Annotated in this window: 18 protein-coding genes; 12 read left to right on the top strand and 6 right to left on the bottom strand. The window is 60.2% G+C overall.

The features are described 5' to 3' along the window. The first annotated feature begins 342 nt into the window (after positions 1 to 342). The 6 genes from fadB (at position 343) to KVG85_RS02840 (ending at position 7,785) form a co-directional block, all read left to right on the top strand. Positions 343 to 2,490: a fatty acid oxidation complex subunit alpha FadB gene (gene fadB / locus KVG85_RS02815; RefSeq protein ID WP_024013640.1), complete on the top strand. Its 2,148-nt coding sequence runs from the start codon at positions 343 to 345 to the stop codon at positions 2,488 to 2,490. Between the two features lie 29 nt (positions 2,491 to 2,519). Next, a complete protein-coding gene (fadA, locus tag KVG85_RS02820; protein WP_016775495.1) occupies positions 2,520 to 3,695 on the top strand; it encodes an acetyl-CoA C-acyltransferase FadA in 1,176 nt (391 codons plus the stop codon). Between the two features lie 95 nt (positions 3,696 to 3,790). Beyond that, positions 3,791 to 4,027, top strand: a complete 237-nt coding sequence (locus KVG85_RS02825) for a DUF1653 domain-containing protein (RefSeq protein WP_217862925.1) — start codon at positions 3,791 to 3,793, stop codon at positions 4,025 to 4,027. Positions 4,028 to 4,141: 114 nt separating this feature from the next. Beyond that, complete coding sequence (gene topA / locus KVG85_RS02830) at positions 4,142 to 6,775, top strand: type I DNA topoisomerase (protein WP_217862926.1); 2,634 nt, start codon at positions 4,142 to 4,144, stop codon at positions 6,773 to 6,775. 145 nt (positions 6,776 to 6,920) lie between these two features. After that, on the top strand, positions 6,921 to 7,445 hold the full coding sequence (locus KVG85_RS02835; RefSeq protein WP_095182364.1) for a DUF6586 family protein: 525 nt from the start codon (positions 6,921 to 6,923) through the stop codon (positions 7,443 to 7,445). A gap of 106 nt (positions 7,446 to 7,551) precedes the next feature. Further along, positions 7,552 to 7,785, top strand: a complete 234-nt coding sequence (locus KVG85_RS02840; protein WP_003226592.1) for a hypothetical protein — start codon at positions 7,552 to 7,554, stop codon at positions 7,783 to 7,785. Between the two features lie 97 nt (positions 7,786 to 7,882). Here KVG85_RS02840 and sulA read toward each other — a convergent pair whose 3' ends face one another. Together sulA and lexA are read right to left on the bottom strand one after the other, a co-directional pair. Continuing rightward, positions 7,883 to 8,356 carry an SOS-induced cell division inhibitor SulA gene (gene sulA / locus KVG85_RS02845; RefSeq protein ID WP_041477346.1) on the bottom strand — a complete coding sequence of 158 codons (474 nt, stop codon included), beginning with the start codon at positions 8,354 to 8,356 and terminating at the stop codon, positions 7,883 to 7,885. Positions 8,357 to 8,366: 10 nt separating this feature from the next. Next, a complete protein-coding gene (gene lexA / locus KVG85_RS02850; protein ID WP_016775490.1) occupies positions 8,367 to 8,975 on the bottom strand; it encodes a transcriptional repressor LexA in 609 nt (202 codons plus the stop codon). Between the two features lie 229 nt (positions 8,976 to 9,204). Here lexA and KVG85_RS02855 point away from each other — a divergent pair, with 229 nt between their 5' ends. From KVG85_RS02855 to KVG85_RS02870, 4 genes are all read left to right on the top strand, one after another. Further along, positions 9,205 to 9,912: a TetR/AcrR family transcriptional regulator gene (locus tag KVG85_RS02855; RefSeq protein ID WP_217862927.1), complete on the top strand. Its 708-nt coding sequence runs from the start codon at positions 9,205 to 9,207 to the stop codon at positions 9,910 to 9,912. Between the two features lie 158 nt (positions 9,913 to 10,070). Beyond that, on the top strand, positions 10,071 to 11,081 hold the full coding sequence (gene nagZ, locus KVG85_RS02860) for a beta-N-acetylhexosaminidase (RefSeq protein ID WP_225926622.1): 1,011 nt from the start codon (positions 10,071 to 10,073) through the stop codon (positions 11,079 to 11,081). Positions 11,082 to 11,093: 12 nt separating this feature from the next. Next, the gene (locus KVG85_RS02865) at positions 11,094 to 11,831 is read left to right on the top strand and encodes an S-methyl-5'-thioinosine phosphorylase (RefSeq protein ID WP_217862928.1); all 738 of its coding nucleotides are present in this window, start codon (positions 11,094 to 11,096) and stop codon (positions 11,829 to 11,831) included. A 9-nt stretch (positions 11,832 to 11,840) separates the two neighbouring features. Then, on the top strand, positions 11,841 to 15,134 hold the full coding sequence (locus tag KVG85_RS02870) for a DEAD/DEAH box helicase (RefSeq protein WP_217862929.1): 3,294 nt from the start codon (positions 11,841 to 11,843) through the stop codon (positions 15,132 to 15,134). 122 nt (positions 15,135 to 15,256) lie between these two features. On the opposite strand, the gene KVG85_RS02875 is transcribed toward KVG85_RS02870, so the two are convergent. From KVG85_RS02875 to mfd, 3 genes are read right to left on the bottom strand one after another with little or no spacing between them, the layout of a single operon-like run. After that, a complete protein-coding gene (locus tag KVG85_RS02875; RefSeq protein WP_122703556.1) occupies positions 15,257 to 17,947 on the bottom strand; it encodes a DEAD/DEAH box helicase in 2,691 nt (896 codons plus the stop codon). 11 nt (positions 17,948 to 17,958) lie between these two features. After that, a complete protein-coding gene (locus KVG85_RS02880) occupies positions 17,959 to 18,525 on the bottom strand; it encodes a CsiV family protein (protein ID WP_071173055.1) in 567 nt (188 codons plus the stop codon). Between the two features lie 10 nt (positions 18,526 to 18,535). Next, positions 18,536 to 21,985, bottom strand: a complete 3,450-nt coding sequence (gene mfd, locus KVG85_RS02885; RefSeq protein WP_024013632.1) for a transcription-repair coupling factor — start codon at positions 21,983 to 21,985, stop codon at positions 18,536 to 18,538. Positions 21,986 to 22,339: 354 nt separating this feature from the next. Between mfd and KVG85_RS02890 the strand changes: the two genes are divergently transcribed. Next, positions 22,340 to 23,803, top strand: a complete 1,464-nt coding sequence (locus KVG85_RS02890) for a glyceraldehyde-3-phosphate dehydrogenase (protein WP_016775482.1) — start codon at positions 22,340 to 22,342, stop codon at positions 23,801 to 23,803. A gap of 171 nt (positions 23,804 to 23,974) precedes the next feature. Here the strand turns inward: KVG85_RS02890 and KVG85_RS02895 are convergent, their stop codons facing one another. Continuing rightward, a complete protein-coding gene (locus tag KVG85_RS02895) occupies positions 23,975 to 25,273 on the bottom strand; it encodes an MFS transporter (RefSeq protein ID WP_217862930.1) in 1,299 nt (432 codons plus the stop codon). Between the two features lie 138 nt (positions 25,274 to 25,411). On the opposite strand from KVG85_RS02895, the gene KVG85_RS02900 reads away from it, so the two are divergent. Further along, complete coding sequence (locus tag KVG85_RS02900; protein WP_217862931.1) at positions 25,412 to 26,395, top strand: FAD:protein FMN transferase; 984 nt, start codon at positions 25,412 to 25,414, stop codon at positions 26,393 to 26,395. Positions 26,396 to 26,591 lie beyond the last annotated feature (196 nt).

Raw genomic sequence — 26,591 nt, forward strand, 5'->3', positions numbered from 1 at the left:
GGAAATTAGGGCGACTTTTCTAACTATTGATTCTATGAATGGCTCAACATCGAGACGGGTGTTGCTGCTCATCATGATGCAGAAATGACCGCAAAGTCGCATTTCAGCCCGAATTTAGGGCGATTGACAATTGTCAGAAATTCCGTGAAGGTGACGTACCCGAATCAAACGGGCGTATGAATTGAGCGTTTGTCTTACAGACTGCTCCTACAGAATCCCGACTATCGCGTTGGCGGGTGTGCCAGGCGGACGGTGTCAGTATCGACGAGCAAAGCGTCCTTCTGAGCCATAAGCCTGCGTCCGACGTGTACTGTTCAGCTTCCATATCGTGGAGATCAGTTGATGATTTACGAAGGTAAAGCCATCACGGTTAAAGCTCTTGAAAGTGGCATCGTCGAATTGAAATTCGACCTCAAGGGTGAGTCCGTCAACAAGTTCAACCGTCTAACCCTGAACGAACTGCGTCAGGCCGTAGACACCATCAAGGCAGATGCTTCGATCAAGGGCGTGATCGTCAGCAGCGGCAAGGACGTATTCATCGTCGGCGCCGACATCACCGAATTTGTCGACAACTTCAAGCTGCCGGATGCCGAGCTGGTTGCTGGCAATCTCGAAGCCAACAAGATCTTCAGCGATTTCGAAGACCTCAACGTGCCAACCGTCGCGGCCATCAACGGCATCGCCCTCGGTGGCGGTCTGGAAATGTGCCTGGCGGCTGACTATCGCGTCATGTCCACCAAGGCCAAGATTGGTCTGCCGGAAGTCAAACTGGGCATCTACCCGGGCTTCGGCGGTACCGTGCGTCTGCCACGCCTGATCGGTGTCGACAACGCTATCGAGTGGATTGCCGCCGGCAAGGAAAACCGCCCGGAAGACGCGCTGAAAGTCAGCGCCGTCGACGCCGTAGTCGCCCCTGAAAAATTGCAGGAAGCTGCCCTCGAGCTGATCAAGCGCGCCATCTCCGGCGAGTTCGATTACAAGGCCAAGCGTCAGCCGAAACTTGAAAAACTCAAGTTGAACGCCATTGAGCAAATGATGGCTTTCGAAACTGCCAAAGGTTTCGTGGCTGGCCAGGCCGGTCCGAACTACCCGGCGCCGGTTGAAGCGATCAAGACCATCCAGAAAGCCGCGAACTTCGGTCGCGACAAAGCGCTGGAAGTGGAAGCTGCAGGCTTCGTCAAACTGGCCAAGACCTCTGCTGCGCAGAGCCTGATCGGCCTGTTCCTGAACGATCAGGAGCTGAAGAAAAAGGCCAAGGCCTACGACGAAATCGCCAAAGACGTGAAGCAGGCTGCCGTATTGGGCGCCGGCATCATGGGTGGCGGTATCGCTTATCAGTCGGCTTCCAAAGGCACGCCGATCCTGATGAAGGACATCAACGAGCACGGTATCGAGCAGGGTCTGGCCGAAGCCGCCAAGCTGCTGGTCGGCCGCGTTGACAAGGGTCGCATGACCGCTGCGAAGATGGCTGAAGTGCTCAACGGCATTCGTCCGACGCTGTCGTACGGCGACTTCGGTCACGTCGATCTGGTCGTCGAAGCTGTGGTCGAGAATCCGAAGGTCAAGCAAGCGGTGCTGGCTGAAGTCGAAGACAAGGTCAAAGAGGACACCATCCTCGCGTCCAACACCTCGACCATTTCCATCAGCCTGCTGGCCAAGGCCCTCAAGCGTCCGGAAAACTTCGTCGGCATGCACTTCTTCAACCCGGTGCACATGATGCCGCTGGTGGAAGTGATCCGTGGCGAGAAGTCCAGTGAACTGGCCATCGCCACTACCGTTGCCTACGCGAAGAAAATGGGCAAGAACCCGATCGTCGTCAACGACTGCCCGGGCTTCCTGGTCAACCGCGTGCTGTTCCCCTACTTCGGCGGTTTCGCCAAGCTGGTCAGCGCCGGTGTCGACTTCGTGCGTATCGACAAGGTCATGGAAAAATTCGGCTGGCCGATGGGTCCTGCGTACCTGATGGACGTGGTCGGCATCGACACCGGTCACCACGGTCGTGACGTGATGGCTGAAGGTTTCCCGGACCGCATGAAGGATGACCGTCGTTCGGCCATCGACGTGCTGTACGAAGCCAAACGCCTGGGCCAGAAGAACGGCAAGGGCTTCTACGCCTACGAGGCCGACAAGAAAGGCAAGCAGAAGAAAGTCGCCGATCCGTCGGTACTCGAAGTGCTCAAGCCGATCGTTTACGAGCAGCGCGAAGTCACTGACGAAGACATCATCAACTGGATGATGATCCCGCTGTGCCTGGAAACCGTGCGTTGCCTGGAAGACGGCATTGTTGAAACCGCCGCCGAAGCCGACATGGGTCTGGTCTACGGTATCGGTTTCCCTCCATTCCGTGGCGGTGCGCTGCGCTACATCGATTCGATCGGTGTTGCCGAGTTCGTTGCCCTGGCTGACCAGTACGCTGATTTGGGCGCGCTGTACCACCCGACCGCGAAGCTGCGCGAAATGGCCAAGAACGGCCAGAGCTTCTTCGGTTAAGCGCCCCCAACTAGAGTGAGAGTGAACTTATGAGCTTGAATCCTAGAGACGTCGTGATTGTCGACTTCGGTCGTACTCCGATGGGCCGCTCCAAGGGCGGCATGCACCGCAACACCCGCGCCGAAGACATGTCGGCGCACCTGATCAGCAAACTGCTGGAACGCAACAGCAAGGTCGACCCGGCGGAAGTCGAGGACGTGATCTGGGGCTGCGTCAACCAGACCCTGGAGCAGGGCTGGAACATCGCGCGCATGGCGTCGCTGATGACCCAGATCCCGCACACCTCGGCCGGCCAGACTGTCAGCCGCCTGTGTGGTTCGTCGATGAGCGCGCTGCACACCGCTGCGCAAGCGATCATGACCGGCAACGGTGACGTGTTCGTGGTCGGCGGCGTCGAGCACATGGGCCACGTGAGCATGATGCATGGTGTCGATCCGAACCCGCACATGTCGCTGTACGCGGCGAAAGCCTCGGGCATGATGGGCCTGACCGCTGAAATGCTTGGCAAGATGCACGGCATCACTCGTGAGCAACAGGATGCCTTTGGCGTGCGTTCCCACCAGTTGGCCCACAAGGCAACCGTGGAAGGCAAGTTCAAGGACGAAATCATCCCGATGCAGGGTTACGACGAGAACGGTTTCCTGAAACTGTACGACTACGACGAAACCATTCGTCCGGAAACCACCCTGGAAAGTCTGGCGGCGCTCAAGCCGGCATTCAATCCGAAGGGCGGCACCGTGACTGCCGGTACTTCGTCGCAGATCACCGACGGTGCTTCGTGCATGATCGTGATGTCGGCGCAGCGTGCCCAGGACCTGGGTATCCAGCCGATGGCGGTGATCCGTTCGATGGCAGTGGCGGGTGTGGACCCGGCGATCATGGGCTATGGTCCAGTGCCGGCGACACAAAAAGCCCTGAAGCGTGCGGGCCTTGGCATCAACGATATCGACTTCTTCGAGCTCAACGAAGCTTTCGCCGCACAGGCCTTGCCAGTGCTGAAAGATCTGAAAGTGCTCGACAAGATGAACGAGAAGGTTAACCTGCACGGCGGCGCGATCGCCCTGGGTCACCCGTTCGGTTGCTCCGGTGCACGTATTTCCGGCACCCTGTTGAACGTGATGAAGCAGAATAGCGGCACCTTCGGGGTGGCCACTATGTGCATTGGTCTCGGCCAAGGCATCTCCACCGTCTTCGAACGCGTTTAAGCGTCTCGTCGATGGAAGCCGGGGCCCAGTGCCCCGGTTTTTGTTTTTGGGTTTTTTTTCTTTATTTTTGAAAAGATTTCAGTGAGGGCCGAAGCATGCCGATACAACCTGGGCTCTACCAACATTACAAAGGTCCGCAATACCGTGTATTCAGTGTTGCGCGGCATTCCGAAACCGAAGAAGAAGTGGTCTTTTACCAAGCCCTGTATGGCGATTACGGCTATTGGGTGCGCCCGCTGAGCATGTTCGTCGAGTCAGTCGAGGTTGACGGCGAGCAGGTGCCGCGCTTTGCTTTGGTGCAAGCCGAACCGAGCATTTTTGACAAGGCATGAGGCGACTGCGCAGACAACCCTGCGCTTGACCTCACCTTGTATCAACTATATATAGCGGTGCCGCGTCAGGCGCCAACCGCCTTTCACTTCTAGAATTCAGGAATTTTCTGATCCATGGGCAAATCGCTGGTCATTGTGGAATCCCCGGCTAAGGCCAAGACCATCAACAAGTATCTGGGTAACCAATACGTGGTGAAGTCGAGTATCGGCCATATCCGAGACCTGCCCACCAGCGGTTCGGCTAGCGCCAGCAAAGAGCCAGCCGCCAAGCGCGGCAAGGCTGCTGCGGGCGAAGGTCCGGTGCTCTCGCCGAAAGAGAAAGCGCGCAAGCAGCTGGTCTCGCGCATGGGCGTCGATCCCGAGCACGGCTGGAAAGCCCAGTACGAGATCCTTCCCGGCAAAGAGAAGGTCATCGAAGAGCTGCGTCGGCTCGCCAAGGATGCTGACACCATCTATCTCGCAACCGACTTGGATCGCGAGGGGGAAGCCATTGCCTGGCACCTGCGCGAAGCCATCGGTGGTGACGACAGCCGCTACAAGCGCGTGGTGTTCAACGAGATCACCAAGAAGGCGATCCAGGAAGCCTTCTCCGAGCCGGGCGAGCTGGACATTGATCGTGTCAACGCCCAGCAGGCGCGTCGTTTCCTCGACCGCGTCGTCGGCTATATGGTCTCGCCGCTGCTGTGGGCCAAGATCGCCCGTGGTCTGTCCGCCGGTCGCGTGCAATCGGTTGCCGTGAAACTGGTGGTCGAGCGTGAGCGCGAAATCCGTGCGTTCAATCCCGAAGAATACTGGGAAGTGCATGCCGATCTCGGCACTGCCAAAGGCTCGACCGTGCGTTTCGAAGTCGCTCGCGAAAAAGGCGAAGCCTTCAAGCCGCTGAACGAAGCCCAGGCCATGGCTGCGCTGGAGAAGCTCAAGTCTTCCAGCTACAGCATCGTCAAGCGCGAAGACAAACCGACCAGCAGCAAACCCTCGGCGCCGTTCATCACGTCGACCTTGCAGCAGGCTGCGAGCAACCGCCTCGGTTTCGGCGTGAAGAAAACCATGATGATGGCCCAGCGCCTGTACGAAGCCGGCTACATCACTTACATGCGTACCGACTCGACCAATCTCTCGGCCGACGCCGTGGCGATGGCGCGCACTTACATCGAGGACGAATTCGGCAAGAAGTACCTGCCGGAAACGCCGAACGTCTACAGCAGCAAGGAAGGCGCGCAAGAGGCTCACGAAGCGATTCGTCCGTCCGACGCTAACACCACGCCGAGCAAGCTGGCGGGTATGGAGCGTGACGCCGAGCGTCTGTACGAGCTGATCTGGCGCCAGTTCCTTGCCTGCCAGATGCTGCCGGCGCAATACCTGTCGACCACCGTCAGCGTCGGCGCTGGCGACTTCGAACTGCGCGCCAAGGGCCGTATCCTCAAGTTCGACGGTTACACCCGGGTGATGCCGCAGATTACCAAGCCTGGCGATGATGACGTGCTGCCGGACATGGCCCAGGGCGATGTGATGAAGCTGATCAAGCTCGATCCGTCGCAGCATTTCACCAAGCCACCGGCGCGTTACTCCGAGGCCAGCCTGGTCAAGGAAATGGAAAAGCGCGGTATCGGTCGTCCTTCGACCTACGCTGCGATCATTTCGACCATTCAGGATCGCGGTTATGTGACCCTGCACAACCGTCGTTTCTACTCGGAAAAGATGGGCGACATCGTCACCGAGCGTCTGTCCGAGAGCTTCTCCAATCTCATGGACTACGGCTTCACCGCCGGCATGGAAGAGAACCTCGATGACGTGGCGCAGGGCGAGCGCGACTGGAAAAATGTGCTGGACGAGTTTTACGGCGACTTCAAGAAGAAGCTCGAAGTAGCGGAAAACCCGGACAGCGGCATGCGCGCCAACCAGCCGGTCATGACTGACATTCCGTGCACCACCTGCGGTCGTCCGATGCAGATTCGTACCGCATCGACTGGCGTGTTCCTCGGCTGCTCGGGCTACAGCCTGCCGCCGAAAGAGCGCTGCAAGGCTACCGTCAACCTGGTGCCGGGCGATGAAATCGCAGCGGACGACGAGGGCGAATCGGAATCGCTGGTCCTGCGTGGCAAGCATCGCTGCCCAATCTGCAGCACGGCGATGGACGCCTACCTGCTGGACGAAAAGCGCAAGTTGCACATCTGCGGCAACAACCCGGATTGCGCCGGTTACGAAATCGAAGAAGGCAGCTATCGCATCAAGGGCTATGAAGGTCCGAGTCTGGAATGCGATAAGTGCGGCAGCGAGATGCAGCTCAAGACCGGCCGTTTTGGCAAGTTCTTCGGTTGCACCAACCCGGAGTGCAAGAACACCCGCAAACTGCTGAAGAGCGGTGACGCGGCTCCGCCGAAGATGGATCCGGTGAAGATGCCTGAGCTGAAATGCGAAAAGGTCAACGACACCTACATCCTGCGCGATGGTGCGTCCGGCCTGTTCCTGGCTGCCAGTCAGTTCCCGAAAAACCGCGAGACCCGCGCTCCGCTGGTGATCGAGATTCTGCCGCACAAGGACGAGATCGATCCGAAGTACCACTTCCTGTGCGAGGCTCCGCAAAAGGATCCTGACGGTCTGCCAGCGGTCATCCGCTACAGCCGCAAGACCAAGGAGCAATACGTGCAGACCGAAGTCGACGGCAAGCCGACAGGCTGGAAGGCGTATTACGACGGTGGCAAGTGGACTGTTGAAGACAAGCGCAGCGCAAAGGCCAAGGCCGAGTAAGCGCTGGTCTGAACAGCGAAAAGGCCGCATGAAAACCTTGAGGGTTTCATGCGGCCTTTTTGTTTTGTGCTTGCGCTGGCATTGGTTGATCCATGACACTGCCGGGCCTGTGTGAAGCAATTATTTCGTTGTGGAGGCTGCCGTCATGGCCCACGAACTCTATACCCGCACCAACCAGAAGATCTATTTCGCCGGCCTGTCACTCGAAGCTCTGGCTCGTGCTGAAGAGGGGCGGGCGATGAATTCTCTGGCGCTGATCCAGGCCGGGCGTGAGTCGGCCTTGTTTCACCTCTACGGCGCACTGCTGGGCCTGTGTCATGAGATTGCCGGCTTTTATCGTCTGCCGCAGGCCAATTCGCCGAGGGCAGAGGAGTTGCTGAGGCGCGAAGTGCTGGAATCGATAGCGATCCCGGAGCTGGCGGAAATGGTCGAGCTGGCCGGTAATCCGGAAACCTGGCTGGCGAAACTGCTGGCGGCGCACGCAGCGCTGTTTCAGCCACCGAGGGCGCCACGCAAGCCGAAAGGCGATGTGACGCAGCCGCTGATTCAAGCGATTAATCTTGATGAAGAAGAGGCGCCAGAAGAGCTCAGTCGAGATGAGCTGGAGAGCTGGCGGCAGAACCTCAAAGGTCTGGCCCTGCGTTTCCGGGAAGGCTTGAACGAGTGCTGAGGTAGTTTGGCGCAGTGGCAATCTGAAACATGCTGCTGGTCAAGATCCTGAGCGAAGCTCGAATGATGTCTATATAATCGCTGCCTTTCGTGGAGAACAGACCTATATGCCAACGTCCTTTCTAGAAATTGTCGAGTTACCAGACGGCCGAATCGAACTGCGCAGGGCTGAGGACGAAGGTTCTCTGGTGACGCTGGATTTCTCCGAGGATGCCAAAGCGTTCCTGCAGGGCCAGCACGTTGAAATCGCCAAAGCGATGTTGAGCGTTGGCGTGCAGATGGCGGGTCGTATGGTTGAAGGCGAGTTTGATAAGGAAGAGGGGCCGCGGGTTCTTCATTGATCAACGCTTTGGCCTTTTCTCGGTCGTTTGCGCTTCAGATCGGCTTCTCTGTCCCTGGAGAAGCCCTGCGCTTCACACAGCGCGCATTACCCATCAATCAACCCAAACGAATGTTCAGGCTCTGAGCTTCGCCCGTACGCGCGGCGCTGATCAGTTGTTGCCGCGAATTGGCATTCAACGGGTTTAGCCAGGTCACTACGGTGTGGCTGCGACCCAGCCGCAACGCTTCGCACGCCAGTTGCTGAGCACTTTGAGTGCCGCGCGGTTGCAGCAGTAGAATGCGCTCGCGGTTCAGGCCGGCATCGCGCAGCCAGGTTTGCGTCAGACTGGCGGGTGGGGCGATCAGCGTCAGCCAGCGCGCATCCTGATCCTCGCTCAATTCACGCAGGATCGGCGCTAGCAGGTTCAGGCAGTTCCCGGCCGCACCGCGCAGTGATAGCTCACTGAAGGCGTCAGGTTTGGCATTCCAGTCACGCTCGACCACGTCTTTGAGGATCGGCGCTATCGGCTGCGCCAGAAACGCTTCAAACAAAGGCAGTTGTGTTTGCTGAGGTGTGTGTGGGAACTGCATGGAGCCTCCTTTAGCGGCGAATGACGCCGACACTCAAGCCTTCGATCACCAGTTCCTGATCTTTCAGGTCGACTTCGATAGGGGCGAACTCGGGGTTTTCAGCGATCAGCCAGACTTTGCTGCCTTCACGCTTGAAGCGTTTGACCGTCACTTCGTCGCCGATGCGGGCAACCACAACCTGACCGTTACGCGCTTCGCGAGTAGTGTGAACTGCCAGCAAGTCGCCGTCGAAGATGCCGATGTCCTTCATGCTCATGCCGTGCACACGCAACAGGTAGTCGGCGCGAGGATGGAAGAAGGTCGGATTGATGTTGCAGGATTCTTCGATGTGCTGCTGGGCGAGGATCGGCGCGCCGGCAGCCACTCGGCCGATGATTGGCAGGGTGGAATCGTCGGCCTTGGCTTCGAAGCCGGGAATACGGATGCCGCGGGAAGCGCCCGGGGTCATCTCGATCGCGCCTTTGCGGGCGAGGGCCTTGAGATGTTCTTCCGCCGCGTTGGGCGATTTGAAACCCAATTCCTGAGCGATTTCCGCACGGGTGGGCGGATAGCCGTTGTCTTCGAGGCAACGTTTGATAAAGGCCAGAATCTCGGCTTGGCGTGGCGTCAGCTTTAGCATATTGATCGCTCTGTCTTTTTATACAGTGACTGGGATTATATACAGTGAAGCGGTCTTGGCAATGGGCGTTTTTTTGCCGCCCGCCGAGCGGTCGCGCAGAGCACTTATTAATGCTGGCGCCTTGTGTGGTTAAATAGCTGACCGACCATTCCCAAAACGAACCGGCAGGCTTGACAAGGCACAGGCTGAAACGTATGTTTCAAACAAGTGTTTGTCAGGCGGAGTAGCCATGGCCCAGTCGGAAACCGTTGAACGCATTCTTGATGCTGCCGAGCAGTTGTTCGCGGAGAAAGGATTCGCTGAAACCTCATTGCGTCTGATCACCAGCAAGGCTGGCGTCAATCTGGCTGCGGTGAATTATCACTTCGGCTCGAAAAAGGCGCTGATCCAGGCCGTGTTCTCGCGCTTCCTCGGCCCGTTCTGCGTGAGCCTCGATAAAGAGCTGGAGCGCCGTCAGGCCAAGCCTGAGAACAAGCCGACCCTCGAGGAGTTGCTGGAAATTCTCGTCGAGCAAGCGCTCGTCGTGCAGCCTCGCAGCGGTAATGATCTGTCGATCTTCATGCGTTTGCTCGGCCTCGCGTTCAGCCAGAGCCAGGGCCACTTGCGGCGTTATCTGGAAGACATGTACGGCAAGGTGTTCCGCCGCTACATGCTGCTGGTCAATGAAGCGGCGCCACGCATTCCACCGATCGAACTGTTCTGGCGCGTGCACTTCATGCTTGGCGCCGCTGCGTTCAGCATGTCCGGGATCAAGGCCTTGCGCGCGATTGCCGAGACCGATTTCGGCGTCAATACTTCCATCGAACAAGTGATGCGCCTGATGGTGCCTTTCCTCGCTGCCGGCATGCGCGCCGAAAGCGGCGTCACCGATACAGCCATGGCCAGCGCGCAATTGCGTCCGCGCAGCAAATCCATGCCGGTCGCCGCCAAGGTTTGACCGCGCACGGGTGGGCGCGGCAGCTGGTATCCGCTAAGCTAGCCGGCCATGCCGACTCTCGTACTGAACCCGATCTGCATGAATTCTGCTGACCGTCCGGGCAATGCCCTCGGTAGCGAATGCAAGCAGATCGGGTTTTTCGTTTTCAAGGAATCTCTATGACTGCTGGCCTGCAAGGCTCGTTGATGGTGGACGTCGCCGGTACCTGGCTGACGGCCGAAGATCGCCAATTGTTGCGTCAGCCCGAAGTGGGCGGCCTGATCATTTTCGCCCGCAATATCGAGCATCCTCGCCAGGTGCGCGAACTCAGCGCCGCGATCCGCGCGATTCGCCCGGATCTGCTGCTGGCGGTGGATCAAGAGGGCGGGCGCGTGCAGCGTCTGCGTCAGGGTTTCGTCCGTCTGCCAGCGATGCGCGCCATAGCCGATAACTCGAATGCAGAGTATCTCGCCGAGCAATGCGGCTGGATCATGGCCACCGAAGTGCTGGCGGTCGGACTCGACCTGAGTTTCGCCCCGGTGCTGGATCTGGACTATCAGCGCAGCGCTGTGGTCGGTACCCGTTCATTCGAAGGCGATCCCGAGCGCGCAGCCTTGCTCGCCGGTGCATTCATTCGCGGCATGAACAGCGCGGGCATGGCCGCCACCGGCAAGCATTTCCCGGGACACGGCTGGGCCGAAGCCGACTCCCATGTGGCGATTCCGAACGACGAGCGCAGTCTCGACGAAATCCGTGCCAATGATCTGGTGCCCTTTGCCCGTTTGAGCAAGCAGCTGGCCGCCGTCATGCCGGCCCACGTCATCTATCCGCAAGTCGACTCGCAGCCCGCCGGTTTCTCCCGACGCTGGCTGCAGGGGATCTTGCGTGGCGAGTTGCAGTTCGACGGCGTGATCTTCAGCGATGATCTGTCGATGGCCGGCGCCCACGTGGTCGGCGACGCTGCCAGCCGCATCGAGGCCGCGCTGAGTGCCGGTTGCGACATGGGGCTGGTATGCAACGACCGTGCGGCAGCCGAGCTGGCGCTCAGCGCGGCGCAGCGCATGAAGGTCAAGCCTTCCGCGCGCATCGCGAAGATGCGCGGGCAGGCCTTCGCCAGCACCGATTATCGTCAGGACCCGCGTTGGCTCACCGCCCTCGGCGCGCTCAAAGACGCTCAACTGATCGATTAAGGATTTTTCGTTATGACCGTTTACGCAATCATCGGTGGCACTGGCCTGACTCAGCTCGAAGGCCTGAGCATTCGCCAGTCGCTGGCAGTCGACACCCCGTACGGCGCACCATCGGCCGAGGTGCAGATTGGTGAATACGCCGGCAAGGAAGTGCTGTTCCTCGCCCGTCACGGTCACCCGCATCGTTTCCCGCCGCACAAGGTCAACTACCGCGCCAACCTCTGGGCGCTGAAGCAGGCGGGTGCCGAAGCGATCATCGCGGTGAATGCCGTTGGCGGGATTCATCCGGCCATGGGCACCGGGCATTTCTGTGTGCCGCACCAGATCGTCGACTACACCAGTGGGCGCGAGCACACCTATTTCGCCGATGATCTGGAACACGTCACCCACATCGATTTCAGCTTTCCCTACAGCGAGCCGTTGCGTCAGCAATTGATTGCAGCAGTCGCCGCCGAAGGCTGCGAATTCAGCGATCAAGGCGTGTACGCCTGCACCCAGGGACCGCGTCTGGAAACGGTCGCCGAGATCGTGCGACTGGAGCGTGACGGCTGCGACATCGTCGGCATGACCGGCATGCCGGAAGCCGCGCTGGCCCGCGAGCTGGATCTGGATTACGCCTGTCTGGCGCTGGTGGTGAATCCTGCAGCCGGCAAGACCTCCGAAGTGATCACCATGGCCGAAATCGAGCAGGCCCTGCACGACGGCATGGGCAAGGTGAAATCAACGTTGGCCCGGGTGCTGGCCAGCTAAGGACTGTCCATGAGCATTTTCATCGAGCGGCTCAAAGGGCTGACATGGACCCACGCATTCAGTAGCAAGGCGTTGGCCAAGGCCCGCGCTTATGCCGCCGATGACCGGGTCGAGATCCTCGAGATCGATGACAGGAAGATAGAGGCGTTCTGCGTCGGCTCGCAACTTCAGGCGTATGAGCAAAGCATTTATCTGTCCGAAGATCGGCTGGGATCGGTAAACCTGCGTTGCCTGTGCAGCTGTCCTGTTGCAATCGACTGCAAGCACAGCGCAGCGGTGCTCTATCACCTTCTGGGCACTGGCGAGGATGCGTCTGGAGGTGATGCACAGATCCCGTTGGGACGAGCGCTGGAGCATTGGCTTTCGACAATTCCCGTGCCGGCCAAGCCCGCTGAAGAAAGTGCGCAAACCGCAGGCACGCGTCTGTTTTACAAGCTCAAACCGACGTCTGCGAACGGCAAGTGGCTGCTGGATATTTTCAAGGTCTACCAGCTCAAGAGCGGCGAGTTACGCGAAGTCAAACCGATGTACTCGCTCGCGGAAATGCTCATGCGCCAGCCCGGCTACCTGTCCGAGCTGGATCTGCGCATCGCCCGGCTGTTGGTCGCCATGCATTCCCATCACGCCTATTACAGCGGCTATCCGCTGGAAGGCAGCAGCGGCGCTGAACTGCTGGAAATGCTCCTGCGTACTTCGCGGCTGTTCCTCGACTTCGAAGACCTGCGAGCGCTGACGCCGGGGGCGAAACGCGTCGGTCAGTTCTCTTGGGCCGAGCAAGCTGGCGGCGGATTCCGCGCGCAATGGAGCAGTGCCGAAGCCGCGCAGGAAACCGTGCTGGCGCTGGAGCCGCTTTATTACCTTGATCGTGAGCAGCGCCAGGTTGGCCCGCTGTTCACTGAGCTGGAAGAGAAGCTCGCCTGCCATTTGACCCTGGCGCCAGACATTCCGGCGCGTCAGGCCATGCAGTTCAGCCATCGCATGAGCGCGGCGACCCAAATTGCGCCACCGCACAAGCTCACCGAGCGGATCATCGATGACGTGCTGCCGCAGCCGCAACTGACCCTGGTCAGCGGTCGAGAGCGCTCGCGCTGGGAATATGTGCTGGAACACCGCGCCGCTCTGCTGTTTACCTACAACGGTCATCCGGCGGTGGACCGCAACCCGGAAGTGATGATCCTCAACGGCAGCGAAACCCAGCGCATTCAGCGTCAACCGGCGCTGGAAAAGAAGCTGCGCCAGAACCTGCAAAAACATGGCTTCAAGAAAGCCACGCGCAAGAGCGGCATGGATCGTCCCGGCGAGATGTTTACCTTGCCGGATGATTCCGCCTGGCTCGGGTTCATGCACGAAGGGCTGGCCACACTGCGCGCCGCAGATTGGAAAATCGAGATCAGTCCCGGTTTCCATTTCGATGTACAACCGGTTGAACAGTGGTATGCCGAGGTCGAAGAAGAGGCCACGCATCAGTGGTTTGATCTGCAGTTGGGTATCGTCGTCAACGGCGAACGCTACAGCTTGCTGCCGATCCTTCTGCACCTGTTGCGGACCCAGCCGCGCTTGCTCGACCCGGTCAATCTGGCGCAGCGCAGCGATGATGAAAAGCTCCTGATCGAGCTCAAGCCCAGCGGTTTTGGCGAACCGGCGGGCGCCAAAGTCGCGTTGCCGCTGAGTCGGGTCAAACCGCTGATGGCGACGCTGGGCGAGTTGTACCTGGGCGGCCATCAGGGTGATGCGCTGCGCTTGACCGCTCCAGACGCCGCGCGTCTGAGTATGCTCGATGGCGTGCCGCTGGATTGGCAGGGCGGCGAACGTCTGCGCACTTTTGCCAAGCGTCTGCAGAATTCCAGTCACGCCCACATTGCTGCGCCGGCCGGCCTCAATGCGCAACTGCGTCCGTATCAGCTCGAAGGCCTGAACTGGATGCAGACCCTGCGCGAGCTGGAGGTCGGCGGCATTCTGGGCGATGACATGGGCCTGGGCAAAACTTTGCAGACCCTTGCGCATCTGCTCACGGAGAAACACGCCGGGCGCCTGGACTGTCCGGCACTGGCGGTGATGCCCACCAGCCTGATTCCCAACTGGCTCGACGAAGCCGAGCGCTTCACGCCGCAGTTGAAAGTCCTGGCGCTGCACGGCACCGGGCGGCAAAAGGACTTTGCCAATCTGGGCGAATACGACTTGGTGCTGACCACTTACGCATTGCTGCCCAGGGATCTGGAAATCTTGCAGCCGCAGTCGTGGAGCGTGCTGATTCTCGACGAAGCGCAGAACATCAAGAACCCGCTGAGCAAAGCCGCCCAGGCCGCCCGTGACTTGCAGGCCCGTCAGCGCTTGTGTCTGAGCGGTACGCCGCTGGAAAACCACCTCGGTGAGCTGTGGTCGCAGTTCCATTTCCTCATGCCCGGCTGGCTCGGCGACAGCAAATCCTTTAACCGCGATTACCGCACGCCGATCGAAAAGCACGGCAATGTGCAGCGCATGCAGCACCTGACCGCACGCATCAAGCCGTTTTTGCTGCGGCGCAAGAAAGATCAGGTCGCCACCGAGTTGCCGCCGAAAACCGAAATCATCCATTGGGTCGAGCTCAGCGATGGTCAGCGCGACGTCTATGAAACGGTGCGCGTGGCGATGGACAAAAAGGTTCGCGACGAAATCGCCCGCAGCGGCGTGGCGCGCAGTCAGATCATCATCCTCGATGCGCTGCTCAAGCTGCGCCAGGTCTGCTGCGATCTGCGCCTGGTCAATATGCCGCTGACGGCGAAGGCGTTGCGCTCGGGCAGCGGCAAGCTGATCAGCCTGATGGAGATGCTCGAAGAACTGCTCGGCGAAGGTCGGCGCATTCTGCTGTTCTCGCAGTTCACCTCAATGCTGGCGCTGATTGAGCAGGAGTTGCAGCAACGCGGGCTTGCCTACTCGTTGCTGACCGGCGACACCACCGATCGGCGCACGCCGGTGAGGGAGTTCCAGGGCGGCAAGGTGCCGTTGTTCCTGATCAGCCTCAAGGCCGGGGGCACTGGTCTGAACCTGACGGCGGCGGACACGGTGATTCACTTCGATCCGTGGTGGAACCCGGCAGTGGAGAATCAGGCGACTGATCGGGCGTATCGGATCGGGCAGAACAATCCGGTGTTCGTCTACAAGATGATTGCCAAAGGCACCGTCGAAGAGAAGATCCAGGCGTTGCAGCAGGAGAAGGCTGCGCTGGCCGGGGCGGTACTGGAGGGTGGCACGACGGGCGGATTCAAACTCGAACAGAGTGATATCGAGGCGTTGTTTGCGCCTTTGCCGGTTTCCAGAGGTTGAAGGGTTTGAATCGCGGTGTGGCCATTCGCGAGCAGGCTCGCTCCCACATTTGATCTTCAGTGAATCTGGATCGTGTGGGAGCGAGCCTGCTCGCGAAAGCTATCTAACCAGCGACTCCGCTTTCAGCGCTTGTCGATCTTGTCCGGCAACGGCGCAAACAGCGCTTCAATATCATCGCTCTGCAATTTCCAGTCCCCGGCCTTGCGCCCATCGAGCACGCCCGCTGCCAGGTCGGACTTTTCCTTCTGCAGGTGCTGAATCTTCTCTTCCACCGTGCCCCGGGCAATCATCTTGTAGACGAACACCGGTTTTTCCTGGCCGATTCGATAGGCCCGGTCAGTCGCCTGATTCTCGGTTGCCGGGTTCCACCACGGGTCGTAGTGAATCACCGTATCGGCTTCGGTGAGGTTCAAGCCGACGCCACCGGCCTTCAGGCTGATCAGAAAGATCTGACGCGTGCCGCTCTGGAATTCCTTCACCGGTGTACGCCGGTCACGGGTCTGGCCAGTGAGAAGGGCGTAAGCGATCTTGCGTTTTTTCAATTCCTCTTCGATCAATGTCAGCATCGAAGTGAATTGCGAGAACAGCAGAATCCGCCGGCCTTCTTCGAACAGTTCCTCAAGCATTTCCATGAGGCTGTCGAGTTTGCCCGAGGTGCTGCCGCGTGCGGGCAGGGTGGCGTCGTTGACCAGGCGCAGATCGCAGCAGACCTGGCGCAGCTTGAGCAATGCTTCGAGAATGATGATCTGGCTGCGTGCCACGCCTTTGCGAGTGATCTCGTCACGGACTTTCTTGTCCATCGCCAGGCGCATGGTCTCGTACACGTCGCGCTGCGCTTCGTTGAGTTCGACCCAATGGATGATCTCGGTTTTCGGCGGCAGCTCCGTGGCGACCTGCTCTTTGGTGCGGCGCAGCAGAAACGGTTTTATCCGACCGTTGAGGTGTTGCAGTCTGACTTCACTGCCGCGCTTTTCGATCGGCACACGGTAATCGGCATTGAAGCTTTTCACGTCGCCAAGCCAGCCCGGCAACAGGAAGTGGAACAGCGACCACAGCTCGCCCAAGTGGTTTTCCAGCGGCGTGCCGCTGAGGCACAGGCGCTGGCGCGCGTTCAGCTCGCGCGCGGCCTGAGCGGCTTTGCTGTTGGGGTTCTTGATGTATTGCGCTTCGTCCAGCACCAGCACGTGCAGCGGCTGTTTGGCCAGGCGCTCAAGGTCCTTGGGCAACAGGGCGTAAGTGGTGAGGATCAGGTCGAAGTCGGCCAGATTGTCGAAGTGCTTTTTGCGCGTCGCGCCGTACAGTGCGAGGACTTTCAGTTGCGGGGTGAAGTGCGCCGCCTCGTCGAGCCAGTTCGGAATCAGGCTGGTCGGCATCACCACCATGCACGGACGATCGAGGCGTCCGGCGTTCTTCTCGCTGAGAATATGCGCCAGGGTCTGTAGGGTTTTGCCCAGGCCCATGTCATCGGCAAGAATCCCGCCGACTTCCAGTTGCCGCAGCGATTGCATCCAGCTCAAGCCTTCGAGCTGATACGGGCGCAGCGTCGCGTTCAAGCCTTGCGGCGCTTCGGCAGTGAAATCGCGGATGTCGCGCAGCCGCTGGGCGAAGGTGCGGATCTGCTCGCCGCCTTCCCACAACAGCGGCAGGCCTTCCAGCGAATTGAGCCTGGTCGCGTCAGCCTTGCTCAGGCGCAGGGTTGTTTCGCCCGGCTCCTGCAAATAGAACTCGCCCAGCGTCATCAATACCGGCTTCAAGCGACCGAGGGGCAGCGCCACTTGCAACGGCCCATGCTCGCTGGTGCGTTGCGGAATGTTGACCAGAATCAGCTCGTCATCGCGACGGCGGGCGAGGCGTTCCGGGTTGAGGATCTCGGTGTGCGAGCGCATCAGATTCAGCAGAATCGGCAGCAGGCTCAGGCGCTCGCCGTTGACGATGATGCCCAGTTCCAGATCAAACCAGTCGCGCTCCGGCGCCTGTTCGACGGTGGCGTACCAGTCGTCGACGGCGGTCAGGTCGAAGCCGAATTCCTCATCGATCTGCAACTCCCAGCCCTGGCTGCGCAACTTCGGCAAGTCATTCAGCGTGAAGGTCAGCCAGGCGCTGTCGTTGACCATCTCGTAGAGTTCGCCGGCGCTTTCCGGCAGCGCTTTGCTCTGCCGGGTGGCGATGCGGAAACCGAGGATGCGCAACTGTTCGCGGTAGGACTGTTCGACATCCGGGTGGCGTTTTATCCGCAGGGTCTGCGCTTCCTGACGGATCAGGATATCGCTGTGTTTTTGCCCGCTGACGTATTCGTCCAGATAGCTGAACGACAGCGCCGCGCGGTGCTGAATGTAGCGCTGCATCTTGCCGTTGCGCGGCTCGAAGGCGCTGAACTCGACGCTCGCCAGCCATAGGCGCGGCACCGGTTGCACGTTATCCACCAACACTTGCGGCGGCGCTTTCGGGCTGCGGTTTTCCAGCACGGCCTGGAGTTTTTCCAGCAGCTCGGCGTCTTTCGCGGCGGCGGGGTAGTCGAGGGTTTCCTGGATTTTCAGCAGCACCGCCGCGCAGTGCTTGCAGTTGCTGCGCACCGGGCAGGTGCAGGTGGCGTCGACCAGCAGCAGAGTGGCTTTGGCCGATTCGCGCAGATGGATGGTTTGTCGGTAAACGCTACCGCCAGAACCTTCGCAACTGGCGGTGATGGTCGCATCGCCGACCTGGGCGATGCGCACCCGATTCTCCAAAGCGTAGCGGCGGCCGCGCTCCAGACTCTGTTCTTTGAATCGGCTGACCCACGACGGGGCCAGCGGTTTGCTCAGGGGCGGCGGCATAAGGACTTCGATCAGTCCGGCACGACTTCAGGCGCTTCGCGAGGCGCTGGCGCGGTCAGGGAAGTGATCTTGATCAGCAGGGCCAGATGACCGTTGTCGAGGTAATTGAGCTGGCCGTTCTTGGTGTGGCTGTCCTGGCGCAGGCGCTCACTGGCGGTGACCAGGCCATTGGCGTCGATCTGATTGACCCAGAAATCGGCGGTGACGTCGGTGAAGCGGCCGAGTTTCATTTCCAGCGTGCCCTCGATCGGGAACTGGCCGAACTGCTCCTGACCTTCGCTCACCGCGACTTTCGCCGGCGCTTCGCCGAGGCTCTGCTGCCAGGCCTTGTGCATCAGCACGGTGTACTCGCCGCTGGCGGTGAGTTTGCTCACCACATCATTCAGCGCTGGGGTGCGCTGGCTGTCGCTGCCCAGACGCTGGGCGCCTGCGGCCCAGTCTTCCGGGGCGGCGCGGCTGACGATGGCCGGGACAGCATTCTGGCGCACCAGGATCATTTCGACCTGATACGTGTCATCGGCAAACGCCGTCGGTGCTGCAAGTGCAAGCAACAAAGTCAGAGAGCGGAACAGGCGCATCGGGCGTCCTTCAAGCGGATTTCGGGATGAGACGCTCAAACAGCGCCTCGACAGTATTGAAACGTTCTTCCGGGCGCTCCATCGGCACCTGGAATTTAAACATCGTCGCGCCTTCGAACTTGTAGCGCTTGGGCTGCGTCTGGATCAGCTTGATCAGGGTCATCGGGTCAACCGGCGTCTGCGCTTCGAACTCGATACGCCCGCCTTGCGGCCCGCCGTCGACTTTCTTGATGCCGAGCTTTTCCGCCTGCAATTTCAAAGCGGTGATCCGCACCAGGTTCTTGGTCGGCTCCGGCAACAGGCCGAAGCGGTCGATCATCTCCACCTGCAGATCCTTGAGGCCTTCCTCGTCGGTGGCCGAGGCGATGCGTTTATACAGAATCAACCGCGCATGCACATCCGGCAGATAATCTTCCGGAATCAGCGCCGGCACCCGCAGATTGACTTCCGGGCCGCCACCAAGCGGTTGATCGAGGTTCGGCTGCTCGCCCTTGCGGATCGACTTCACCGCGCGCTCGAGCATTTCCATGTACAGGGTGAAGCCGACGGCCTGAATCTGCCCGCTCTGACCATCGCCGAGCAGTTCGCCGGCGCCACGGATTTCCAGGTCGTTGGTCGCCAGCACGAAACCGGCGCCGAGGTCCTGGGTATTGGCGATCGCCTCCAGACGCTTTTCCGCGTCGGAAGTGATCTGCTGGCGCGGCGGCGTCAGCAGGTAGGCGTAGGCCTGGTGGTGACTGCGGCCGACACGACCACGCAACTGGTGCAACTGGGCCAGGCCGAACTTGTCAGCGCGCTCGATGATGATGGTGTTGGCGCTCGGCACGTCGATGCCGGTCTCGATGATGGTCGAGGCGATCAGCACGTTGAAGCGCTTGTGGTAGAAGTCGCTCATCACCTGTTCGAGTTCACGTTCGCGCATCTGCCCGTGGCCGATACCGATGCGCGCTTCCGGCACCAGTTCGGCGAGGTCGGCGGCGCATTTTTCGATGGTCTTCACATCGTTGTGCAGGTAGTAAACCTGACCGCCACGCAGCAGTTCACGCAGCAGGGCTTCCTTGACCGTGCTCTTGTTCTGTTCCATGACGAAGGTGCGCACCGACAGGCGTCGCGCTGGCGGCGTGGCGATGATCGACAGATCGCGCATGCCCGACACCGCCATGTTCAGCGTGCGCGGAATCGGCGTCGCAGTCAGGGTGAGGATGTCGACTTCGCTGCGCAGGGCCTTGAGCTGTTCTTTCTGGCGTACGCCAAAGCGGTGTTCTTCGTCGATGATCACCAGACCGAGGTTTTTGATCTTCACATCGTCGGACAGCAGTTTGTGCGTGCCGATGACGATGTCGATCTTGCCTTCCGCCAGATCGGCGATCGCCGCGTTGACTTCCTTGGCCGACTTGAAGCGACTCATCACTTCCACGGTCACCGGCCAGTCGGCGAAGCGGTCGCGGAAGCTGTTGTAGTGCTGCTGGGCGAGCAGGGTGGTCGGTACCAGAATCGCCACCTGACGACCGCCGTGCACGGCGATGAACGCGGCGCGCATGGCCACTTCGGTCTTGCCGAAGCCAACGTCGCCGCAGACCAGGCGATCCATCGGTTTCGGCGCGAGCATGTCTTCGCGCACGGCCTCGATGGTGGCTTGCTGATCGGGTGTTTCTTCGAACGGGAAACCGGCGCTGAAGGTGGCGTAATCGGCCTTCGGGTCGGCGAAGGCGTAACCTTCACGGGCGGCGCGACGGGCGTAAATGTCGAGCAATTCGGCGGCGACGTCACGCACCTGCTCGGCGGCTTTGCGCTTGGCTTTCTGCCAGGTCTCCGAGCCGAGGCGGTGCAGCGGCGCGAGCGAATCGTCGCTGCCGGTGTAACGCGCGATCAGGTGCAGGTTGGCCACCGGCACGTAGAGCTTGGCGTTCTCGGCGTATTCGAGGGTGAGGAATTCGGCGGCCTGATTGTCGATTTCCAGAATCGTCAGGCCCAGGTAGCGGCCGACGCCGTGATCGATATGCACCACCGGCGCGCCTTCGCGCAGTTCGGTGAGGTTCTTGATCACCGCATCGTTGCTGACATCGCTGCGCTTCTCGCGGCGGCGACGTTGCATGACCCGTTGGCCGAACAGCGGGCTTTCCGCCACCAGTGCCAGCGCCGGGTCGTCGAGCAGCAGACCTTCGTCGAGCGGGGCAATGGTGATCGCCAGACGATCCTTGCTGGCAACGAAGTCTGGCCAGCTGTCGACGGTTTTCGGCCGCAACTTCAGGCGTTCCAACAGTTCCAGCAGGACTTCGCGACGACCCGCCGATTCGGCGGTGAACAGCACGCGACCGGGGAATTCTTCGAGGAAGCCGGCCAGCGCCGCCAGTGGTTGCGTGGCTTTGGCTTCGATGGCCAGATCCGGCAGCGCGTGCGCCGGGAAGCGTTCACGGCCGACACCGCTTTCAACGTCTTGCTGACTGGCGACGACTCGCGGCCAATTCTTCAGACGCGCGAAGCAATCTTCTACCGGCAGGAACAGTTCGGCCGGTGGCAATAAAGGACGCGAAGGATCGACGCGGCGTTCTTCGTAACGATTGCGCACGTCGTTCCAGAAGTTTTCCGCCGCCTGCTCGATGCCCGGCAGCGAGAACACCTGGGTGTCCTGGGGCAGGTAGTCGAACAGCGTCGAGGTTTCGTCGAAGAACAGCGGCAGGTAGTACTCGATGCCGGCCGGGGTGATACCGCTGCTTAAATCCTGAAAGATCGGGCAGCGGCGAAAATCGACGTCAAAGCGCTCACGGAAACGCGCCTTGAAGCGGGTGACTGCGTCTTTCTGCAATGGAAACTCGCGGGCCGGCAGCAGCTTGACCGACTCGACCTTGTCGATCGAGCGCTGGGTTTCCGGATCGAAGGTACGCAGGGTTTCGATTTCGTCGTCGAACAGGTCGATGCGATACGGCAGCTTGCTGCCCATCGGGAACAGGTCGATCAGCGCGCCGCGTACGGTGAACTCGCCGTGCTCGTACACCGTGTCGACATAGCGATAGCCGCTGGCTTCGAGCCGCGCACGCATCTGTTCGACGTCGAGCTTCTGGCCGATGTCCAGCACCAGGCTGCTGCCGAGGAGGAATTTGGTCGGCGCCAAGCGATGTAGGGCGGTGGTGATTGGTACCACCAGCACGCCGTGGGCCAGTTCCGGCAGGCGATAGAGGCTGGCGATGCGCTGGGAAATGATGTCCTGGTGCGGCGAGAACAGGTCGTAGGGCAGGGTTTCCCAGTCGGGGAAATGCAGTACGGGCAAATCCGGGGCGAAGAAACTCAGCTCCTGTTCCAGCCGTTCGGCGCTTTGGCTGTCGGCGGTCAGCAGCAGGGTAAAGCGCTTGGCAGCGCTGGCAGCCTCGGCAATCGCCAGGCTGAGGGCGGCACCGGGCAGATTGCCCCAGTGCTGTTTACCTGCTTCGGCAGGGAGTAGCGGTAGACGCAGAACAGGCACGGAAGGTTGAGCTCCAGGCGTTGCGACAAAGTCGGTAATTGTAGCGGCCTCCGGTGCCGCCTGTCAGTTGCAGACTGCGTCTATCTTCATGGTTTGGACGAAATGTAGTGGTAACCATAAAAACGAGCACTTTTTTCATGGTTATGTAGTGCCGAAACCGGGTGGTGTTACGGAGGGTTACAGACATCGTCTAACAGTCGTCGAAAAATTGACTGCGCTGAAAGCCCCGGTTTTACTGGGCTGGAGAAGGGCGTAAATTTTTTGAACGGAAATTTGTTACCGATTGCGCGACAAGCGCGCATTGCTGAAAGGGCTTGTCGGCGGCATAATGTAGCCCCTTTTTTCTGCCCCTACATGTGGAAGGTTACCGTGACTCAGAAGCCCGACCAGTGTCTTGGTGAATGGATCGACCGTGAAGCACTCGCAGAAGCGATGATCCCGCTTATCGGTCAGCTCTACCGCAATAACAACGTGGTTAGCTCGATCTATGGCCGCAGCCTGATCAACCAGTCTGTCATCGCGATTCTCAAAGCTCACCGCTTTGCTCGCCACCGTTCTTCCGACGACAGCGAACTCTCCGTCCACGAAACATTCCCACTGCTCAAGGCCATGAGCGAGCTCAAGCTCGGCGCGGCGTCGGTGGATCTGGGCAAGCTGGCGTTCAAGTTCCGTAACGAAGGCAACGGCCGCAGCGCCGAGCAGTTCGTGCGTGAAGAGATGGCTGACGTGGTTGGCCAGCAGAACGCCTCGGCCCGCAAAGGCACCGACGTTGTTCTTTACGGCTTCGGTCGTATCGGCCGTTTGCTGGCGCGCATCCTGATCGAGAAAACCGGTGGTGGCGACGGCCTGCGTCTGCGCGCCATCGTCGTGCGCAAAGGCGCCGAAAACGACCTGACCAAACGCGCCAGCCTGCTGCGTCGCGATTCGGTACACGGTTCGTTCAACGGCACCATTACCATCGACGAAGAAAACAACACCATCACCGCCAACGGTAACCTGATCCAGGTGATCTACGCGAAGAACCCGACCGAGGTGGATTACACCCAGTACGGCATCAAAGACGCGCTGCTGGTGGACAACACCGGTGTATGGCGTGACGCCGATGGACTGGGTCAGCACCTGGCCTGCCCGGGCATCGACCGCGTTGTTCTGACCGCGCCTGGCAAGGGCAAGCTGAAGAACATCGTTCACGGCATCAACCACGGTGAAATCACCGCTGACGACAAGATCGTCTCGGCTGCTTCCTGCACCACCAACGCCATCGTGCCGGTGCTCAAAGCGGTCAACGACAAGTTCGGCATCATCAACGGTCACGTCGAAACCGTTCACTCGTACACCAACGACCAGAACCTGATCGACAACTTCCACAAGGGCGATCGCCGTGGCCGCAGCGCCGCGCTGAACATGGTGATCACCGAGACCGGCGCCGCTACCGCTGCTGCCAAGGCTCTGCCTGAGCTGGCCGGCAAGCTGACCGGTAACGCGATCCGCGTTCCGACGCCAAACGTGTCGATGGCCATTCTCAACCTCAACCTTGAGAAAGCCGCCACCCGTGAAGAGATGAACGAGTACCTGCGCTACATGGCGCTGCACTCCGAGCTGCACAAGCAGATCGACTTCGTCAATTCGCAGGAAGTGGTGTCGACCGACTTCGTCGGCTCGCGTCACGCCGGTGTGGTCGATGCTGAAGCGACCATCGTGCAGGACAACCGCGTCGTTCTGTACGTTTGGTACGACAACGAGTTCGGCTACAGCTGCCAGGTAGTTCGCGTAATGGAAGACATGGCTGATGTGAATCCGCCAGCGTTCCCGCGCTAAGCCTCAGGCTTGAATGAAAACGCCCCGGCATTTGTCGGGGCGTTTTTGTTTGTGGGCCTGTTGGATCTTCAGCGTCCTTGCCGGCCTCTTCGCGAGCACGCTCGCTCCCACACTGGATCAGTGTCGTTCACAATCTTCTGTGGGAGCGAGCCTGCTCGCGAAAGCATTCTGTCAGGCGCCGCTGGCTACCGAAGCCTGCGCCGTGCGCAACTCATGCCGGTTGCCACGGAACAGCACCAGTGTCGCAATCAACCCCAACACCGCCGCGCCACTGAGCCAGATCCCCGGTGCTGCCTTGTTGTCCAGCACGTGGATCAGGTAGGTACACGCCGCCGGGGTAAAGCCGCCGAACGTCGCCGTCGCCAGGCTGTAGGCCAGCGAGAAACCGGTCGTGCGCACTTCCACCGGCATGATCTCGGTCAGCGCCACCACCATCGCGCCGTTGTACGAGCCATAAAGAAACGACAGCCACAGTTCGACAATCAGCAAATGGCTGAAGCTCGGGTTCGCCACCAGCCACGACAGCGCCGGATACGCCGTCAGGATCGCCAGAATCGTCGCTGCCAACAGCAAGGGTTTGCGGCCGATCTTGTCGGACAGCGCGCCCATCACCGGTAGCCAGAAGAAATTCGACAAGCCGATGCACACCGTCACCAGCAAGGCGTCGAGGTCCGAAAGATGCAGCTCGGCCTTGCCGAACGTCGGCGTGTACGCAGTGATCAGGTAGAACGACACCGTGGTCATCACCACCAGCGCCATGCCGGCAATGACGACGCCGAAGTTCTGGCCGATCGAGCGGACGATCTCGCCGAGGGTAGGGCGGTGGGTGCGCGCCTGGAATTCTGGAGTTTCTTCCAGCGAGCGACGGATGAAGAAAATCACCGGCACGATCATGCAGCCGATCAGGAACGGCACGCGCCAGCCCCATTCGCCCATTTGCTCCGGACTCAGCCAGTGGTTGAGGCCAACGCCGAGCAGGCCGGCGAACACCACGGCTGCCTGTTGGCTGGCCGACTGCCAACTGACGAAAAAGCCTTTACGCCCCGGCGTAGAGATTTCCGCCAGATACACCGACACGCCGCCCAGTTCCACGCCCGCTGAGAAGCCTTGCAACAGACGGCCGAACAACACCAGTAGCGGCGCGGCGACACCGAGCGTCGCGTAGCCGGGCACGCAAGCAATCAGCACCGTACCGGCGGCCATCATCGCCAAGGTGATGATCAGCCCTTTGCGCCGTCCGTGTCGGTCGATATAGGCGCCGAGGAAAATGGCCCCCAGCGGGCGCATCAGGAAGCCGGCGCCGAAGGTCGCCAGCGACAGCATCAGCGAAGCGAACGCGCTGTCGGTGGGGAAGAAGGTTTTGGCGATGGCCGTGGCATAGAAGCCGTAGACCATGAAGTCGAACATTTCGAGGAAGTTGCCGCTGACAACGCGAAAGATCGCTTTGCCTTTGCCCGTGGTGGAGGACATGGGAGGTACTCACTGTTCAATTTTGTATAAAGGCGTTGCAGCCATGGGGAAGCGAGCGGGCGCTTGTAGTTCATAATGGCCGCCGTGGTTTTGCGGGGAGATGAAGAATTGTTAACTGGACGCTGGTGGGGGCCTGTGATGTTGGCGGTGGCAATCGGCGGCTGCGGCAGCGGCGATTCCCTGGAACAGGTCGGTGGCTCGACCATGGGCAGCACTTGGTCGGTCAAATACGTACGCCACGCCGGGGTCGCCGATCCTGCGCGGGTGCGCGGCGAAGTGCAGGCCATCCTCGGCGAAGTCGATCAGCAGCTGTCGACTTACCGAAGTGACTCCGCCATCCAGCGTTTCAACGCCTTGCCCGCCGATAGCTGCCAAGCCATGCCGGCAGCGGTGCTCGAATTGGTCCGCATCGGCGAACAGCTTTCAACGCAAAGCGAAGGCTCCTACGACCTGACCGTGGAACCGCTGCTGGACCTCTGGGGATTCGGCCCGCAAGGACGCGAAGAAAAGATCCCTGATGCGGCCGCTGTGGCCGAGGTCATGCAGCGAGTCGGTCATCAGCATCTGCGCATCGACGGCGAGCAGTTGTGCAAGGACGCCGCCGTCGAAGTCGACTTCAACAGTATTGCCGCCGGTTACGCCGTGGATGCCATCGCCGCCAGATTGCAGGGCATGGGCATCGACAATTATCTGGTCGAAGCCACGGGCGAACTCAAAGCCCGCGGCAAGAAGCCGGATGGTTCAGCGTGGCGCATCGCTCTCGAAGAGCCTCGCGATGACCAGCAAGTGGCGGAGCGGATTATCGATGTCGATGGCTACGGCGTGTCCACCTCCGGCGACTACCGCCACTATTTTCTGCAGGACGGTCGGCGTTATTCCCACACCTTCGATGCACGCAGCGGGCGACCTGTCCTACACGACCTGGCGTCAGTCACGGTGATTCATCCTTCAGCGTTGATGGCCGATGGACTATCGACGCTGTTGCTGATTCTCGGGCCGGAAAGGGCGCGGGAGTATGCCCAAGAGCATGACATTGCTGCATTCTTTGTCCTGCGTGCCGATACAGGTTTCGTCACCCGCAGCAGTCAGGCATTTGCGCAGCTTGTCGGTGAAAAAAACTGACCGAAGACAAGACGAAAGCTGGCGTTGTAGTGCAGGCAAAAGTAGCCTACGACGCGACCAAGGGTTAATGTGCGCGGCGTTGACGCTTCTATAGACTGTGTCCGGGTTCTTCACTGGCCCCCAATTGTTCCTTCGCGCCGCCGTTCGGCGTGATTTAGCCGCCGGTGCTGCTGGCACCGCGGCCTGTTCTGAGGAG

This window comes from Pseudomonas triticicola, from assembly GCF_019145375.1.
GTDB classification, from domain to species: domain Bacteria; phylum Pseudomonadota; class Gammaproteobacteria; order Pseudomonadales; family Pseudomonadaceae; genus Aquipseudomonas; species Aquipseudomonas triticicola.

What these genes read in the sequence shown, in the direction of transcription:
- fadB (WP_024013640.1), top strand. Translation starts at nt 343, where the DNA reads ATGATTTACGAAGGTAAAGCCATCACGGTTAAAGCTCTTGAAAGTGGC.
- fadA (WP_016775495.1), top strand. Translation starts at nt 2,520, where the DNA reads ATGAGCTTGAATCCTAGAGACGTCGTGATTGTCGACTTCGGTCGTACT.
- KVG85_RS02825 (WP_217862925.1), top strand. Translation starts at nt 3,791, where the DNA reads ATGCCGATACAACCTGGGCTCTACCAACATTACAAAGGTCCGCAATAC.
- topA (WP_217862926.1), top strand. Translation starts at nt 4,142, where the DNA reads ATGGGCAAATCGCTGGTCATTGTGGAATCCCCGGCTAAGGCCAAGACC.
- KVG85_RS02835 (WP_095182364.1), top strand. Translation starts at nt 6,921, where the DNA reads ATGGCCCACGAACTCTATACCCGCACCAACCAGAAGATCTATTTCGCC.
- KVG85_RS02840 (WP_003226592.1), top strand. Translation starts at nt 7,552, where the DNA reads ATGCCAACGTCCTTTCTAGAAATTGTCGAGTTACCAGACGGCCGAATC.
- sulA (WP_041477346.1), bottom strand. Translation starts at nt 8,356, where the DNA reads ATGCAGTTCCCACACACACCTCAGCAAACACAACTGCCTTTGTTTGAA.
- lexA (WP_016775490.1), bottom strand. Translation starts at nt 8,975, where the DNA reads ATGCTAAAGCTGACGCCACGCCAAGCCGAGATTCTGGCCTTTATCAAA.
- KVG85_RS02855 (WP_217862927.1), top strand. Translation starts at nt 9,205, where the DNA reads ATGGCCCAGTCGGAAACCGTTGAACGCATTCTTGATGCTGCCGAGCAG.
- nagZ (WP_225926622.1), top strand. Translation starts at nt 10,071, where the DNA reads ATGACTGCTGGCCTGCAAGGCTCGTTGATGGTGGACGTCGCCGGTACC.
- KVG85_RS02865 (WP_217862928.1), top strand. Translation starts at nt 11,094, where the DNA reads ATGACCGTTTACGCAATCATCGGTGGCACTGGCCTGACTCAGCTCGAA.
- KVG85_RS02870 (WP_217862929.1), top strand. Translation starts at nt 11,841, where the DNA reads ATGAGCATTTTCATCGAGCGGCTCAAAGGGCTGACATGGACCCACGCA.
- KVG85_RS02875 (WP_122703556.1), bottom strand. Translation starts at nt 17,947, where the DNA reads ATGCCGCCGCCCCTGAGCAAACCGCTGGCCCCGTCGTGGGTCAGCCGA.
- KVG85_RS02880 (WP_071173055.1), bottom strand. Translation starts at nt 18,525, where the DNA reads ATGCGCCTGTTCCGCTCTCTGACTTTGTTGCTTGCACTTGCAGCACCG.
- KVG85_RS02890 (WP_016775482.1), top strand. Translation starts at nt 22,340, where the DNA reads ATGTGGAAGGTTACCGTGACTCAGAAGCCCGACCAGTGTCTTGGTGAA.
- KVG85_RS02895 (WP_217862930.1), bottom strand. Translation starts at nt 25,273, where the DNA reads ATGTCCTCCACCACGGGCAAAGGCAAAGCGATCTTTCGCGTTGTCAGC.
- KVG85_RS02900 (WP_217862931.1), top strand. Translation starts at nt 25,412, where the DNA reads ATGTTGGCGGTGGCAATCGGCGGCTGCGGCAGCGGCGATTCCCTGGAA.